Genomic DNA, 14,660 nt, shown 5'->3' with positions numbered 1-14,660 from the left:
TCCGGACATCCTTCTTGGCCCTGATCAAGACAGCAATGGCGAGCCAGTGCAGTGTTCACGCTGTCTCGAGGCCGTCGACGGCAGAATGTGTCGTGCTTCGCCTGCCAATTGAATGGAGCGCAGCATTCTGTTTCCAAAGGCGCATGAAACTTGGAAAGGTAACTCTACGATAAAACTATACGCCGTGGAATTGTCTCGGCACGGTTGACGGCTGCGAGTAACTCACCACGGGGAACACTGCATCGTTGACGTCCTCTGCTTGCTGAAGCTCGCTTAAGCGTTGCTGGCAGCATCTGAGGTGCCCATTCCAGGCGAGCATAAATAACTCCAGGAGCAACGGACGATGGCATCTTCCCGGCCTAAAGTGTATTCGGCGCTCGTTACACCCGCGATCGCGTTCCTATGTCTTGCGACAGTCGTGCCGATTGCAGCTGTCATTGCCCTCTCGTTCGGTGACTTCAACATAGCCTTCCCGGAAAAGACGCGCTTTATCCGGCTTTACAATTACGCGCGGATCTTGTCCGACGGTCGGTTTATCAACGCCGCGCTGGTTACGTTCATTTTGGTCGTCGTCCCCGTCGTCCTCCAATTACTGTGTGGATTAGCGTTGGCAATAGCGCTTAAGGAAAATCTCGTTGGCACACGGTGGATGCGAGCATCTTTCCTGCTTCCGTCAATAATTCCGCCAGCGGTAGGCGGAATTGTGTGGAAGCTGTTCCTCATTCCTGGTGTGGGCGGCTTGTCTTATCTCGCAAGCTTGTTCGGTCACAATTTCGAAGCTGACTTACTTGGAAGCAAAACGTCAGCGCTTATCTCCGTGATCATCGTATCGATTTGGTTTGGCGTTCCCATAGTTGCTTTGCTGCTTCTCTCGTCTTTGGACTCGATCCCAGACGAGATTTATGAGGCGGCAAACCTCGACGGAGCAAGTTGGGCCCAGGCGCAATGGCATATTTCCATACCGCTCGTCTTACCTGCGATGGGAGCCGTCGCCGTGTTTCAAGCCTTAGAGATCCTTGGGATTTTCCCCGTGATCTTCGTGTTGACAGGTGGCGGGCCGGCTGGGGCGACTGAACCCCTAAACTTCTACGCTTTCCTGACCGCATTTACATATCTCGATCTCGATTATTCCGCCGCAATTCTCGTGGCATTCACAACAACGATCGTCGGCGTGTGTTTTTGGTCTATTCGCCAAATCTCGGCCACTCGCGTTGGGAGGTAAGCCCATGCATCGATACCTTGGACGTCACATCTCCGAATATCATCCACTCGCCAAATCTCGGCCCCTCGCGTTGGGAGGTAAGCCCATGCATCGATACCTTGGACGTCACATCTCCGAATATCATCCACTCGCCAAATCTCGGCCCCTCGCGTTGGGAGGTGAGCCCATGCGTCGGGACCTCGGACGTCACATCTACGGATACCTTATCTCCGCTGCCTTTGCGCTATTCCTGTTCTCGCCGATATTGTGGACCCTATCGACATCTCTCAAACAGCCGACCGAGATGTTTCAATGGCCGCCCGTGATCGTGGGGGAGCCATCCGCTCAGCACTATACCGCGATAATCGCTGACAAGGACTTCTCTTCCGCGCTCATCAATTCAATTGTGGTCTCATGCAGCACCATCATATTGACCATGGCGCTTTCGATCCCGGCAGCCTTTGGCATCTCTCATTTGCAGAAAACTGCGATGCGAAGGCTATTGACGCTGGTGTTGGCACTCCGGGCGGCGCCAGCGATGATCTACATCATCCCCTACTTTCTCTTTTTTCGCCAAGTACACCTCGTCGACACGAAGATTGCGCTGATCATCGTCAACACAATGTTCGCGGTTCCGCTTGCGATCTGGTATTTGTCAGCGTTTTTTGACCAAGTGCCGCGTGAAATCGAAGAAGCCGCGATGATAGACGGCGCGTCAACGCTGCAGACGATGACGCTCATCTCGATACCCATCGCCAAATATGGTATCCTGGCAACAGCAATACTGATATTCATTGGTTCGTGGAACGAGTTTCTTTTCGCGCTGACATTGACACGCGATGACGCAAAAATCGCAGCCGTCGCAATACTGAATTTCATGCCATTTGAGGGGACCGATTGGGGCAAGGCGGCAGCCGCATGCGTGCTTATGCTGGTCCCGATCGTGGTTTTCGTGCCGTTCGTAAAGAAATACGTCGCCGGCCCAACAACGACCGGTTCCGTGAAAGGGTAAAACACTAGCTCAAGGAGAAAATCAATGAGGTATCTTGGAATTCTTGCCGTTGCGTTCGGTGTTGCCGTCGGCGGGGGAGCGACGGCTCAACAGCGCTATGACGGCGCGAAAATAAAGGTCCTATCGACAAACTCGGCATACGATTTGGAGCTCAAAAAATTCGCGCACGAATTCACAGAGAAGACTGGCGCTGAAGTGCAGTTTGATCTCTTCGGTTATGCGCCGACCGTTCAAAAAGTGTCGGTCGCGCTCCTAACGCGTTCAGATAGTTACGACGTGGTATACTTAGGGAGCGAGGAGTTCGGGCGATACGCATCTGGCGATATCCTGGAGCCGCTCGATAATTACATAGACATGAAGAGTGCGGACGTACAGGATTTCATCGCTCCCGTGCTGCGCCTCTACAATAAGGACGGCAAACAGCTGGCATTTCCGCATTTCGCGGCGACACAGCTCCTGTATTATCGTGCCGACTTGTTCGAGAAAGCCGGAATCAAACAGCCACCGCAAACGTGGGAAGAGTTCCGTAATGATTGTGATCTGCTGAGAAAGGCAGACATTCAGTGCACGGCGCTACGGGGTCAACCGGATACTGGCGAGAATATATGGTTTTGGGGCCAGGTTCTTTATGGTTTTGGCGGTAAATATTTTGCGGACGAACCAGCGGATCTGACGCCCACGGTAAATTCGCCCGCTGCGGTGGAGGCGCTGAAATGGTACACGGATGTGATGACCAATTTCACTGTGCCTGGGAGCATCTCAGCAACCTTCGATGATGTTGTCATCGCGATGCAGCAGGGCCGCATTGCTATGACTGTCGAAGGCGCTCCCACCGCAGGTCGCATTCTCGATCCCAAGCTGTCGAAGGTCGTCGGCAAGCTTGGGTTTGCTTTGCCCCCTGGCGGCGTAAGTGGGAGGTTCCCGCCCTTTGCGGGACAGGCGTATGTCATTCCAGCTGCATCAGAAAACAAGGCAGCTGCAGCGGCCTTCCTTCAATGGGCGACGAGTAAAGATCTCATGAAGCGGATTTCGCTCGACAGCACCTTTGTCGCCATCACCAGGACATCGCTGTGGGACGATCCGGAAATCCGTGCGAAACATGACTATGATTATGGCCATGGATCGTTTGCGGCAACGTATGCAGAAACGCTTCGCGGGGCGCCCGAGTGGTATTATCCTCGCATTCCAGAATTCAAGGAGATCGGCGATCGCCTTGGCCGTGCCCTGCAAGAAGCGGTTGTCAGGAGCAAGAGCCCAGAGGCTGCCTTGGACGATGCTCAAGGTGATGCGGTCGAAATCGTGAAGCGCGCTGGATACCTGAAATAGCCGTTACACGTCGCCACCGGCGCGGTTTTGCGCGCCGGTGCGCGCGCGAACTGAACCTCCATAGCGCGTGGGATGAGAGTTGAGGAACTTTAGTATAGTCTGGATTTGCAGCGATCAGCAGCGTTGGGACACCTTGCAGTGCCTAGGGTTCAAAGGCACGCAGACTCCCAATATTGACCGCCTGGCGGCGAGGGGCACCGCATTCGCCCGTGCGTATTGTCAGAGCCCTATCTGCACGCCGAGCCGAACGAGCTTTCTGACAGGCTTGTATCCGATCGCACACCAAGTGCATCAGAACGGCGCCGGCACATTTCCTTCGCATCTCGTTTTGCTCCCAAAACTGATGGCGAACGCCGGATACTATACAGGGCACATAGGAAAGCTGCACCTGTCTGCCACACGTGGCATGATAGAAAAGCGCCCCGATGATGGATTTGCCGAGTTCTACTGGAGCCCTGAGCCATTTCCGGAGTGGTCAGGCAACCACGACTATCATGCGTGGATGTGGTCAAAAGGGGTCAATCCCGAAGCCTACTTCAAACCCTATCTTGACCAACACTATGGTCCGGGACCAGCCGCAGAATATCGGCAGGCGCGTTGGGCAGGCGATCGGGCTGAGCGCTTCATCAAGATGCATTCTGATCGTAGTTGGTATTTAGGCGTTAACATCGACGCGCCTCATCCGCCCCTCAATCCCCCGCCAGACTACCTCAGGCGGTTCAATCCAAATGATATGCCTGATCCTGCGTTCAAGCCGATTGATCTCGAGCACCAGAAGAAATTTGAACGAGTCGATCAGCAAGCGAAATTCGCGGTGGATCCTTGGCACGCAGCAACAGACGCGGGTGAGGCGCACAACGACGAATTGGCAGGACCTACGCATGAAGCGCCACCAACGAAGTTCAATATTTGGGAGATGAGAGCGGCCTATCACGCCGAGGTGGCACAGGTGGACGATCTGGTCGGCCGGATACTAGACACTTTGACGGAAACCGGCCAGCTGGATCGCACGATCATCGTCTTCATGAGCGATCATGGTGATATGATGGGCGACCACGGCCTGCTCTACAAAGGCTGCCGGTTCTATGAGGGTGTGGTGCATGTCCCACTTGTGATTTCCGTGCCTGGCAGCCCAGCCCAAGGATCGGTGTCGAATGCACTTGTCGAGCTGGTCGATATTGCGCCCACATTGCTCTCGTTATCGGGGCTTGAGGTCCCAAAGGCCATGCAGGGGCTGTCACTCGACCAGATGCTGCTTGGGAACACTTCACTGGATTGCCATAAGCCATACGTTGTCAGTGAGTATCACAACTCCCTCAGGTTCCGCGGCAGCCGAGGGTCTCGCGCATCGATGTACTATGATGGACGTCACAAACTAAATGTATATCACGATGTTGGAATAGGAGAGCTGTTCGATCATAAAGAGGACCCCAATGAGCATTATGACCTATGGGATAGCCACCATCACAGGGGGTTGAAATACGACCTATTAGGCCGCAGCTTTTCCGCAATGATGCTTAGAAGTGGATCCGGCCCGGAGAGAATTGAGGACTATTGACCTTGGCGGACCGACGCCAGGAAGGTCACGAGCGAGGCATTGTTCTCGCGACCTTGGGGCTGCCCTCGGTCGATTGTCCAGAAATTGTTCGATAATTTATGGTATCTCGCTGCTCTTTCCTTCATTCATAAGGGGTGAGGATTGTGGAAATGAGCGTCAACTCACCTGCAATGAAAGCGGCATCGCACGAGAGCATCTTGGCTCGCCTGCAGGACGACATCGATCGATTGCCCAATGCGCTCGCTCGCATTGCCAAATACATTCTGGAAAACCCGGAAAAGGTGCTGCACCAATCGGTCGCGGAGCTAGGTGAATTCGCGGCCAGTGGTGAAGCGAGCATATTGCGGCTTTGCCGGCAGATAGGCTTTTCCGGCTTCCGCGACTTCAAGCTGGCATTGGCGGCCGAGATTGGCCGCCCGGGACTGCCTCCTACTGCTGCTGGAACTGCGGATAGCGCTCTGCAATCCTTGCACGACACCATGGCGCAAAACCTCAGCATCGCACACAACAATGCCGATTCCGAAACTCTCGCGAAGGTCGCCGCCGCGCTTGCGGCAAGCAGACGGATCGACCTCTACGGCGCCGGAATGTCCGGTATAACGGCAGAACTGCTTGCCTATCGGCTTTTGCGTGTCGGGCTAACGGCCTTTGCGTTCAGGAATTCCAACATGGCTCACGAAGTCGCCAGCGGGCTTAGTCCCGGATGCGTTGCGATCGGCCTTTCGATCTCCGGCCTCACGGTTGACACCGTCCAGTTCCTCAAGGGCGCCCGTTCTGCGGGGGCACTGACCGTCGCCATCACCAACCGCGCCCGCAGCCCGCTCGAGAAAGCGGCTGACTTCACCCTGCAGGCCTCCGGCCTTCAAGACCACCCGATCGGCGGCACCCTAACATCGACGATCGGCAAGATCTTTGTGATCGAAAGCCTCATGCTGGCGCTCGGAAAGGCGATGGATAAACCGGTTGCCAAATGAAATTAAACTCCATATTGTCACTAAAATGAAATAAAGCACCGATAGAAGTCACGCCCACCGAAAGGGAACTCGGAATGGCAGCGTTAGACCTTCACATCGACGACATCGGCAAGCGGTTTGGCGCGATTGATGTCCTGCGCGGCATCTGTCTAAGGGTTGCTGCGGGGGAGTTTGTGACACTGCTGGGGCCGTCCGGGTGTGGTAAATCAACGCTTCTTCGGATCATCGCGGGGCTGGAGCGTGCCGACCAGGGCCATGTGCGTGCAGGCGGCAGGGGGCTGGACGCGGTGGCGCCGAAGGACCGCGACCTAGCCTTCGTGTTCCAGAGCTACGCCCTTTATCCGCATCTGAGCGTGCACGACAACATTGCTGCCCCGCTGGTCATGCGTGAGCTAAGCAGCTTGGAACGGCTTCCTGTGATTGGCGCGCTGCTGCCCGGAGCCATCCAACGCAAACGCTCGATCCAGGAGCGGGTCCGGCAGACATCAGGGCTTCTCAAGCTCGACGCGCTGCTCGAGCGTCGACCGTCGGCGCTGTCGGGCGGGCAGCGCCAGCGCGTGGCTTTGGGACGCGCCATGGTGCGCAAGCCGAAGATCTTCCTGATGGACGAACCCTTGGCAAACCTGGACGCAGCGCTGCGCATCCATACGCGTGGCGAGATCGCACGGCTTCACAAGGAAATGGAAACGACGACTATCTTCGTTACCCATGACCAGGCCGAGGCGGCAGCGCTTTCAGACCGCGTCGCAGTCATCTTTGGCGGCGAACTCCGTCAGGTCGCAGCCCCTGCCGATCTCTATCGCGAACCCGTCGATCTAGACGTAGCGCGCTTCCTGGCGCAGCCATTCCTGAACGAGCTGGCAGTGGCCGCACCTATAGGCGGCGCGCTCATGATCGGCGGCAGCAGGATCATCATTCGCGATGCGCTCGGATCCGGGCTGGCCGGAACGCTGGCCTTCCGCCCCGAGCATGCGACCCTGGCTGAGAAGGATCATCCAGGAGCCCTGCCGGTTCGCGTCACGCGCATTGAGCACGCAGGGATCGACGCTCACGTCTTTGTCGATGCCGAGGCCGGCGCTCAGTTCGTCGCCCGCATTTCCGCCGAGCGCGCGCGATCACTGCGTGACGGCGACAATCTGGGACTGACCATCGACGCTGAACAGGCATGGTTCTTTCCTTCCAACGGCTCGCGCCAGCGTGGCGATCACAGCGGGGCAGCCTGACATGGCCTTAGCCAACGACATTCCGCTCAGTTCCTTAGCTCCGAACACTGCAGGCAGCTACCGGCCGGCTCGGGCCCAGGCGCAAGCTGGCATAATTCTGTCCGTGCCGGCGACGCTGTTGCTTGTTGCCCTTGTAATCGGACCCGCCATTCTTGTCTTCTTTCTGTCCTTCACGAATGCGTCGCTCGGCTTGGCCGGAATCCAATTCATCGGGGTTGCTAATTATACGCGCATGTTGACCGACCCTGGCTTTGCTCAGAGTCTGCGCAACACCGCGCTCTATGTGGCTGTGGTCGTGCCGACGGCAATCGGGTGGGGGCTGCTCGTCGCCGTTTTGATCGCTAGATCACGGTTCGCAGTTCTCTATCGAACCGCTTACTTTTTGCCCGTGGCTGCAAGCTTGGTTGCTCTCGCGACCGCGTGGGAAGCAATCCTGCATCCAAGTCTGGGTTTTGCCAACACGCTGCTGCAGCTCCTGGGCGCATCGCCCGTCAGGTTCCTGTCCGACCCGGCGACGGCCATATATGCGCTCGCGGCGATCGGCGTCTGGCAGTTGGTTGGCTTCAACATGATCCTTTTCCTGGCTGGCCTTTCGACCATTCCAGAGGAGCTCTACGAAGCTGCGACTATCGACGGGGCGGACAGGGGACTGAAGCGCTTCCTTCTGGTCACCTGGCCGATGCTGGCGCCAGTTACGGTGTTCGTCACCGTGATGACAATTATCCGCGCCTTTTCGGTTTTCGAAACGGTCGCGGTCCTCACACAGGGAGGGCCGATGAAATCTACCTCCGTCGTTCTTTACACTTTTTATGAAGAAGGTTTCCGCTTCTTCCGCGTCGGATATGCTTCTGCGATCTCCGTTTCCTTTTTTGTCTTCGTGACTTTCCTGTCGCTCGTCCAGATGCGCGTCTCCGAGCGTCGGGCGCGCTGGAAAGCAAATGGAGGCCAGTGATGATCCTGGGGCAATCTTCCTCTTCCCGCATTGTCTCGCATGCTGTGCTTGTCACCGGCGCGATCATCATGGTCTTTCCGTTTCTGTGGATGATCCTTGCCTCGCTGACGCCACAGAGCGAGATCTTTGACGGCAGCCTGCTTCCAACGCCGACCCTTCACGGCGCAATCGACAATTACGGCACTGCGCTCTCGGCAATTCCGCTGCTTCGGTTCATGGCAAATGGCTTTGTCGTGTGTCTGGCAATTCTTGTGTTGCAGATCGCGATCGCCATCCCATGCGGCTATGCGCTGGCCAAGCTGTCCTTCCCGGGCCGCCCTATTCTGCTTGTCGGCGTCCTGCTCGGCCTTCTGGTGCCGGTGCAGATACCAACCATCCCGATCTACATAGCCCTCGCAAAATCCGGACTGCTCGACAGCTATGCCGCTCTGGTTCTGCCCTGGATCATTTCGGTGTTTGCCATCTTCCTGTTCCGGCAGTTCTTCGTGACCTTTCCCGATGAGGTGCTCGACGCGGCGCGGCTCGACGGTTTCAGCGAGCTATCGATCGCCTGGCGGATCATGCTGCCAGCAGCTTGGCCGGCCGTCGTCTCCTTCTCGATCTTCTCTATCGTGGCCCATTGGAACGATCTTTATTGGCCAATGGTGGTGATAACCAATCCCGACATGATGACGGCTTCGCTCGGCATTGCCTATTTCCGGCAGGCCGGCGAGGGCGCCGGAAATGTCGGTGCGCTGATGGCGGGGGGCGTTCTCGTAACTGCTCCCTTGGTCTCTTTTTTCCTTCTCATGCAGAAACACTTCATCCGAGGTCTGGTGCTCGGCCGACACTAGCTCCGTCTCTAAAAACCCCCATCTCAAAACTCAGGAGAGCAATGTGAAAACAGTTGCAATGATCCTTGCTGCCGGTGTCGCAGCGGCAGCCATGCCAGCGCAAGCCGAGACGAAACTCAATGTCTATTACGCCTGGCCCGAACACGAAGTGATCCACAAGCCGATTGCAGACCGCTTCATGGCGGACCACCCGGAAATCAAGATCAGCTTCCGCGCTGCTGCGCCGAGTTATGACGAAGCTGTCCAGACGTTGATTCGTCAGAGCATGGCAGGCGAGTTGCCGGACGTTCACTATGTCGGCTTTAACGTGCTCCGTCCGCTCGTCACGCGCGGGCTCGTAAAGCCCATCGACGATCTCGTTGCCGCCGATCACCTGGCCGATAAGGGCTACACGGAACAAATCCTGTCTCTGGCAAGAATTGAGGGCCATCTGTACGGACTTCCCTTCGCCATGTCGACGCCGGTCGTTTATTACAATGCCGATCTCGTGAAGCAGGCGGGCGGCGACCCCGACAAGGTTCCGACCGATTGGGACAGCTTCGTCGCACTGGCCGGCAAGGTCGGTGCGCTCGGCAATGGAACGTCCGGCATGTATTACCAGCTCGGCTCGGACGACTGGGCCACGCAGAACCTGGTACGCAACTTCGGCGGCCAGATGATGAACGACAAGGAGAGCGACATCGCTTTTGACGGTCCTGCAGGCCAGGCTGCCGTCAAGCTGTTCAAGCGGTTCCACACCGACGGCGCTCAGCCGGCGATCGACTCCCATGCCGCCCGGCAGCTCTTCACCTCTGGCAAGCTCGGCTTCTTCTTCGCCTCTGCCGGCAGTGTGAGCGGTTTCGAAGGTGAAATTGGAGATCGGTTCAAGCTCCGCACAGCCAAGCAGCCGCTCGGCGCTGAAGATGCGACGATGCCGACGGGCGGCATGGTTGCGATAATCCTTACCGACGATCCCGCCAAGCGCGCCGCCGCCTGGGACTACGTCAAGTTCACCACAAGTCCTGAAGGCCAGAGCATTGTCGTGCCGAATACTGGTTATATGCCGACCAACACGCTTGCCCTCGACAAGGATCATCTCGCCGGCTTCTACGATAAGCACCCGAACTGGTACACCAGCGTGCTTCAGACGCCCCGCGCCCGCCCGTGGTTCTCCTGGCCTGGTGATAACGGCGTGCAGATCGGGGAGGTCCTCCGCGACGAGATGACGGCTATTGCGCTTGGATCCAAGGAACCGGAAGCCGCTCTCGCAGACATGGTGTCCGAGGTTCGCGCACTCCTGCCGAAAACGAACTGATCGCCTCGTCCGAGACGCTGCACGCTCCTGTGCGGCATCCCTCCCTTTTTCGGGATTATCCATGAAACTCATTCATCTGACCGACCCCCATCTTGTGCCGTTAGGCGCCATGCTCTTCGGCTTCGATCCTGCCCAACGGCTTCGCAAGACCATTGAGCGCATCAACCGCGATCACGCCGACGCCGAGCTTTGCGTCGTGACTGGCGATCTCACTGACGAGGGAGATTTCGCTTCCTATGTCCTACTTCGCGAGGTGCTGCAGGAACTGCGCGTGCCCGCCCGCCTTCTGCTCGGCAATCACGACAGCCGCGAGAATTTTGTTCGGGCGTTTCCTGGAGAGCCGCGCGATGAGAACGGCTTTATCCAGTCGGTTCACGACGGATCTGCCGGGCGCCTCATTTTTCTCGACACATTGGTGGAAGGTTTCGGTCATGGCTCCTTGGACGATGGTCGGCTCGAGTGGCTGCTGGCCCGGGTGGCCGAGGCGTCGGATGTGCGGGCCTACCTCTTCGTCCATCATCCGCTGCAGCCGATCGGCCTGCCGCATTTCGAACCCTGGAGCACCGAGAATTGGCGCCCGATCATGCAGGCGATTGTCAGCGCCGGCAATGTGCGGCACATTTTCCACGGCCATGTGCATGTCGATGTTGGCGGCACCTGGAGCGGCATCCCTTTCAGTGCAAACCGCGGCGTGGCGCATCAGATCATTCCACATTTCACGCGGAGAGACGCGGACTTCGTCGAGGATGCGCCCGCTTTTGACATCGCGATAATCGACGTTGATGGGGTCCTGGTGCATCGCTTCGAAGTTAGCGACCGACATGTGGTCGAGGTCTCCGCAGAAGGTTGGGTTCCCGAGGGCATGCAATGAATCAACAGGCCTCTTATGAACTGGTCATCTTCGATTGCGACGGCGTTCTGATCGATAGCGAGACGCTGGCAAGTCGAATCGATGCCGAAGAACTTACCCGCATTGGCTATCCCATGTCGTATTCTGATGTGATTCTGCGGTTTACCGGCCTTTCCTCAGCCACCATGCGGAAAATGATCGAAGAAGACTGGGGCCGCCCTCTACCCAGCGACTTCGACGTCATCGTGCAATCCCGGATAAAGGAAAGCTACCAGACGGAACTGCAAGCGATCAGCGGCATTGACCAACTCCTGCATCAGTTGCGATTGCCGCGCTGCGTCGCATCGAGCAGCGCCCCCGACAAGCTGCGGCTTGGTCTTGAACTGACGGAACTTTGGGCATACTTCCATCCCCACGTGTTCAGCTCCGCCATGGTAAAGGCCGGTAAGCCTGCACCGGACCTCTTCCTGTTCGCTGCCGCCCAGATGGGCACTAAGGCAGCGCGCTGCGTCGTTGTCGAGGACAGCATTGCAGGCGTTCGAGCCGGTGTGGCCGCGGGGATGATGGTGATCGGTTTCACCGCGGGCGGCCACTGCCACGACGACCACGGTCAACGATTGCTGTCAGCCGGCGCTGCGGTGGTCGCGCGATCAGCCGAAGAACTTAGCGTCCTGCTGATGACGAGCGAAGTCCAGCCCAATACAAAATGGCAGGAGGCGGACCCGGTGGCAGCAGGTGCCGTAAGGTGAACTGCAGCAGCTTCCCATCCACTCAACCCCACAAAAATGTCTTCCTATACCGACTGTCCCGGCGATTCCGTCCACTTGACATAAATCCGAACAAAGCTCCCTTGCATTCGATATCGGCGAAGTCTGACAGGCGGATGCGGCATGGGGCGGGCGCGCGCAAGCGACACTCAACGGTGTTCGACCGAGCTGCTCACAAATTACAATTGAGGGTCAAGAAGGAGCATTCGTGTCTGCGTGGGGGAACTCACCGGAGCTCGAAGCACAGGCCCGTGGCACCGTTTCGATGATGGACGAGTTACTTCATGATCAACCGAAAGCGATAGCGACCGAGGTCCCTTATGCGGCCCGAGCATTTACAACTCGCGACATTTATTGGCCGTTCGTCGGTCAACTGTTTGCTTGGAATCGAACACCTCGATCCGGGCGGCAGAGAGGGTCGACCCCTCACTGCTCACGGTTCGCTGTCAGACGCCTGGAATAGATGGTCACCACAACGACGGCAATCAAGTGGCCTGACGCAGCAGCGGTCTCTTGTCCCACTTCCTCCCAGGGTCGGGCCCAATCTGAGTGTGGAGCAATGCAGAAAATCATTCATATCACGGATCCTCATTTTGTTGCCCCTGGCAAGACGCTTTACGGCATCGATCCGGCGCAGAGATTGCGCGACACCTTGGACCATGTCTCGCGCGTACACGCAGATGCCAAGCTCATCCTTATTACCGGCGATCTTGCTGATACAGGCGATCCAGCCGCTTACGCACTCTTGCGCGAGATCTTGTCGGAGGTCCGGCTCCCGGTCCATTTGACGATCGGCAACCACGATGACCGCGGCGCATTTCGAGGCGTATTCGGCGGGGAAGGATTCGTTCAGGCGGCTGTCGACTTGCACGACTGGCTCGTCGTCTTGCTCGACACAAAGGACGACATCAGCCATTTCGGTTGTCTTGACGGTGGCCGGTTTGAATGGCTGCAGGACCAGCTTTTCCGTGCCGCCGGCCGACCAGTCGTGGTTGCTATGCACCATACGCCGGCGGATTTGCATGTGCCTTGTTTTAAGACGAGCGATATGAAGGAGTCCGATCGGCTCCTTTCCATCCTTCGGAAAAACGCATCGGTCCGCCACATGCTCTTTGGTCACCGGCATGTTGCTGCAGCAGGCAGTTTGTCGGGCATATCGTTTACTGCCAGCCGTGGCACGGCGCAGCATATCGTTCTGGACTGGGAACAATATGGCAAGCCCATATTTGTGGCGGCTGCGCCATCATACGATGTCGTCATGTTGGACGGATCGGATGTCGTTGTCCATCGTCACGAGGGACTTGATCAGCTGCCTGTCATTCGTCCCGGTGATCCGAAATGATGGCTTCACCATCGATCAAAACGTCCGATCGGTCGCGGCCTCGACTGATCATCTTCGATTTTGACGGCACCCTTGCGGAGACGGAAATCGTAGCATCGGAGGTGATTTCGGCAAAACTTGCCGCGGAAGGTTTCCAGGTGCATCCAGATGAAATAACGGCAACGCTCTCCGGTGTTGAGCGAGACGATCAACAACGGCATCTGGAAAGACTTGTCGGTGTAAGCCTGCCGAAGAACTTCATGGAAACGGCCGCGGCTGAGATCCAGCTGGCCGCCTCTGGGATCCTGTCGGCGACACCTGGCGCGGTTGAACTGCTCCAGTGGCTTTCCATTCCCTTTTGTGTCGCATCGAACACATCTCGTTTCGAACTCATCCACCGCATGAGAGCCGCCAATCTCTTGGGGCTTGTTGGCTCACGGTTCTTCTCCTCCGATGACATCGGTGTCCGGAAGCCTGACCCTTCTGTGCTGCTATTGGCGGCGGAAATCATGGGCGTGTCTGCCAGAGAGTGCCTTGTCATTGAGGACAGCGTCATCGGTCTTAGTGCCGCGCGAAATGCAAATATGCGCTACTGCGCATTCGGGGGCGCCCGCCACCATACGAGTCGACTGAGGAATGACCTCCGGACCTTTGAGCCGGAGGCATTGTTGCTGAACTTGGCGGAACTTAAAGGTTTGCTTTGCCCAATGTAGAAAGAGGGCAGCGGCGTGGACGGTCCGCCCGCGCCTGCATCCGGAACACCATACCCCGGCGGCAGTGCAATGGCGGACAGGTCATCAAGCTTGGTGCGGGATGCGGTATGCGGTCTGGTCGCCAGCGGGCCTAGCTCACAATCCAGAATCGCGCATTTTGTTGCCTAAAACCCCGAGCTTCTTGGGGACTTATCTATCTCCAAACTCGTAAGTCAAACAAACAGCGGAGAAGCGTCGGTTTTGCGTTTTTGCCGTACTCTTGGCCTCTCTGGGTTTCGCGAGTTCAGGGTGGCGTTACCGGGGAGATTGAGCGCGATAAAGCCCGGCGACTGACGTAAGCGCTGTTCCGGTGGCACCTTTCGCGCGTTGACGTGAGGGACGATGTTCGGAGCCTTTGAGGGCTTCGACACATGACGATTTCAGAGCTTACGCTTACATCCAGCGATCACGAGCCCGCGCGCCGGTTCGAGGTGTTCACGGGCTCCGGTCGGCGGCGCGAATGGCTGCCGGAGGAGAAGGTGCGGATCGTGGCGGAAAGCTACGAAGCCGGCGCGACCGTGAGTGCGGTGGCGCGGCGATACGCTTTGTCCCCGCAGCAGCTGTTCGCCTGGCGTCGGGCCGCTCGTCAGCCGTTGG

The 14,660-nt window shown here is 57.4% G+C and carries 14 protein-coding genes and 1 pseudogene; all 15 read left to right on the top strand.

Annotated features, from left to right (window positions below):
- Window positions 1-343: 343 nt before the first annotated feature.
- Window positions 344-1,222, top strand: a complete 879-nt coding sequence (locus tag BLT09_RS24575) for a carbohydrate ABC transporter permease (RefSeq protein ID WP_091597867.1) — start codon at window positions 344-346, stop codon at window positions 1,220-1,222.
- A 166-nt stretch (window positions 1,223-1,388) separates the two neighbouring features.
- Window positions 1,389-2,213, top strand: coding sequence for a carbohydrate ABC transporter permease (locus BLT09_RS24570; protein WP_167366531.1), 825 nt, complete (start codon window positions 1,389-1,391; stop codon window positions 2,211-2,213).
- Window positions 2,214-2,237: 24 nt separating this feature from the next.
- Entirely contained in the window at window positions 2,238-3,539 is a 1,302-nt protein-coding gene (locus BLT09_RS24565) for an ABC transporter substrate-binding protein (RefSeq protein WP_091597862.1), read from the top strand.
- 79 nt (window positions 3,540-3,618) lie between these two features.
- A complete protein-coding gene (locus BLT09_RS24560; RefSeq protein WP_091597859.1) occupies window positions 3,619-5,097 on the top strand; it encodes a sulfatase family protein in 1,479 nt (492 codons plus the stop codon).
- 197 nt (window positions 5,098-5,294) lie between these two features.
- Window positions 5,295-6,071 (top strand): MurR/RpiR family transcriptional regulator, encoded by a 777-nt coding sequence (locus BLT09_RS24555; protein ID WP_236387750.1) that lies wholly within the window; start codon window positions 5,295-5,297, stop codon window positions 6,069-6,071.
- Between the two features lie 74 nt (window positions 6,072-6,145).
- Window positions 6,146-7,294, top strand: coding sequence for an ABC transporter ATP-binding protein (locus BLT09_RS24550; RefSeq protein ID WP_091597856.1), 1,149 nt, complete (start codon window positions 6,146-6,148; stop codon window positions 7,292-7,294).
- 1 nt (window position 7,295) lies between these two features.
- Window positions 7,296-8,246: a carbohydrate ABC transporter permease gene (locus BLT09_RS24545; RefSeq protein WP_091597853.1), complete on the top strand. Its 951-nt coding sequence runs from the start codon at window positions 7,296-7,298 to the stop codon at window positions 8,244-8,246.
- Entirely contained in the window at window positions 8,246-9,079 is an 834-nt protein-coding gene (locus BLT09_RS24540) for a carbohydrate ABC transporter permease (RefSeq protein WP_029354774.1), read from the top strand. Before BLT09_RS24545 ends, BLT09_RS24540 begins: the two co-directional genes overlap by 1 nt.
- A 58-nt stretch (window positions 9,080-9,137) precedes the next feature.
- Entirely contained in the window at window positions 9,138-10,373 is a 1,236-nt protein-coding gene (locus BLT09_RS24535; protein ID WP_236387751.1) for an ABC transporter substrate-binding protein, read from the top strand.
- Between the two features lie 61 nt (window positions 10,374-10,434).
- Window positions 10,435-11,244: a phosphodiesterase gene (locus BLT09_RS24530; protein ID WP_091597850.1), complete on the top strand. Its 810-nt coding sequence runs from the start codon at window positions 10,435-10,437 to the stop codon at window positions 11,242-11,244.
- Complete coding sequence (locus tag BLT09_RS24525) at window positions 11,241-11,972, top strand: HAD family hydrolase (protein ID WP_051695327.1); 732 nt, start codon at window positions 11,241-11,243, stop codon at window positions 11,970-11,972. Before BLT09_RS24530 ends, BLT09_RS24525 begins: the two co-directional genes overlap by 4 nt.
- A 577-nt stretch (window positions 11,973-12,549) precedes the next feature.
- Window positions 12,550-13,332: a metallophosphoesterase gene (locus tag BLT09_RS24520; RefSeq protein WP_029354781.1), complete on the top strand. Its 783-nt coding sequence runs from the start codon at window positions 12,550-12,552 to the stop codon at window positions 13,330-13,332.
- Window positions 13,329-14,024, top strand: coding sequence for an HAD family hydrolase (locus tag BLT09_RS24515; protein WP_091597848.1), 696 nt, complete (start codon window positions 13,329-13,331; stop codon window positions 14,022-14,024). Before BLT09_RS24520 ends, BLT09_RS24515 begins: the two co-directional genes overlap by 4 nt.
- A gap of 183 nt (window positions 14,025-14,207) precedes the next feature.
- Window positions 14,208-14,357: pseudogene (locus BLT09_RS35870) on the top strand (hypothetical protein); the annotation flags it as partial.
- A 77-nt stretch (window positions 14,358-14,434) separates the two neighbouring features.
- A partial coding sequence (locus BLT09_RS24505) for a transposase (RefSeq protein ID WP_139172671.1) occupies window positions 14,435-14,660 on the top strand: 226 nt, incomplete at its 3' end.

Origin of the sequence: Mesorhizobium muleiense (assembly GCF_900099905.1) — a bacterium.
Taxonomy (GTDB): Bacteria; Pseudomonadota; Alphaproteobacteria; order Rhizobiales; family Rhizobiaceae; genus Mesorhizobium; species Mesorhizobium muleiense.
This window is presented reverse-complemented; position numbering and strand designations above follow the sequence as displayed.

Bases quoted from the DNA above. Each gene is read 5' to 3' on its own strand.
- BLT09_RS24575 (WP_091597867.1), top strand. From the start codon at position 344: ATGGCATCTTCCCGGCCTAAAGTGTATTCGGCGCTCGTTACACCCGCG.
- BLT09_RS24570 (WP_167366531.1), top strand. From the start codon at position 1,389: ATGCGTCGGGACCTCGGACGTCACATCTACGGATACCTTATCTCCGCT.
- BLT09_RS24565 (WP_091597862.1), top strand. From the start codon at position 2,238: ATGAGGTATCTTGGAATTCTTGCCGTTGCGTTCGGTGTTGCCGTCGGC.
- BLT09_RS24550 (WP_091597856.1), top strand. From the start codon at position 6,146: ATGGCAGCGTTAGACCTTCACATCGACGACATCGGCAAGCGGTTTGGC.
- BLT09_RS24545 (WP_091597853.1), top strand. From the start codon at position 7,296: ATGGCCTTAGCCAACGACATTCCGCTCAGTTCCTTAGCTCCGAACACT.
- BLT09_RS24540 (WP_029354774.1), top strand. From the start codon at position 8,246: ATGATCCTGGGGCAATCTTCCTCTTCCCGCATTGTCTCGCATGCTGTG.
- BLT09_RS24535 (WP_236387751.1), top strand. From the start codon at position 9,138: ATGATCCTTGCTGCCGGTGTCGCAGCGGCAGCCATGCCAGCGCAAGCC.
- BLT09_RS24530 (WP_091597850.1), top strand. From the start codon at position 10,435: ATGAAACTCATTCATCTGACCGACCCCCATCTTGTGCCGTTAGGCGCC.
- BLT09_RS24525 (WP_051695327.1), top strand. From the start codon at position 11,241: ATGAATCAACAGGCCTCTTATGAACTGGTCATCTTCGATTGCGACGGC.
- BLT09_RS24520 (WP_029354781.1), top strand. From the start codon at position 12,550: ATGCAGAAAATCATTCATATCACGGATCCTCATTTTGTTGCCCCTGGC.
- BLT09_RS24515 (WP_091597848.1), top strand. From the start codon at position 13,329: ATGATGGCTTCACCATCGATCAAAACGTCCGATCGGTCGCGGCCTCGA.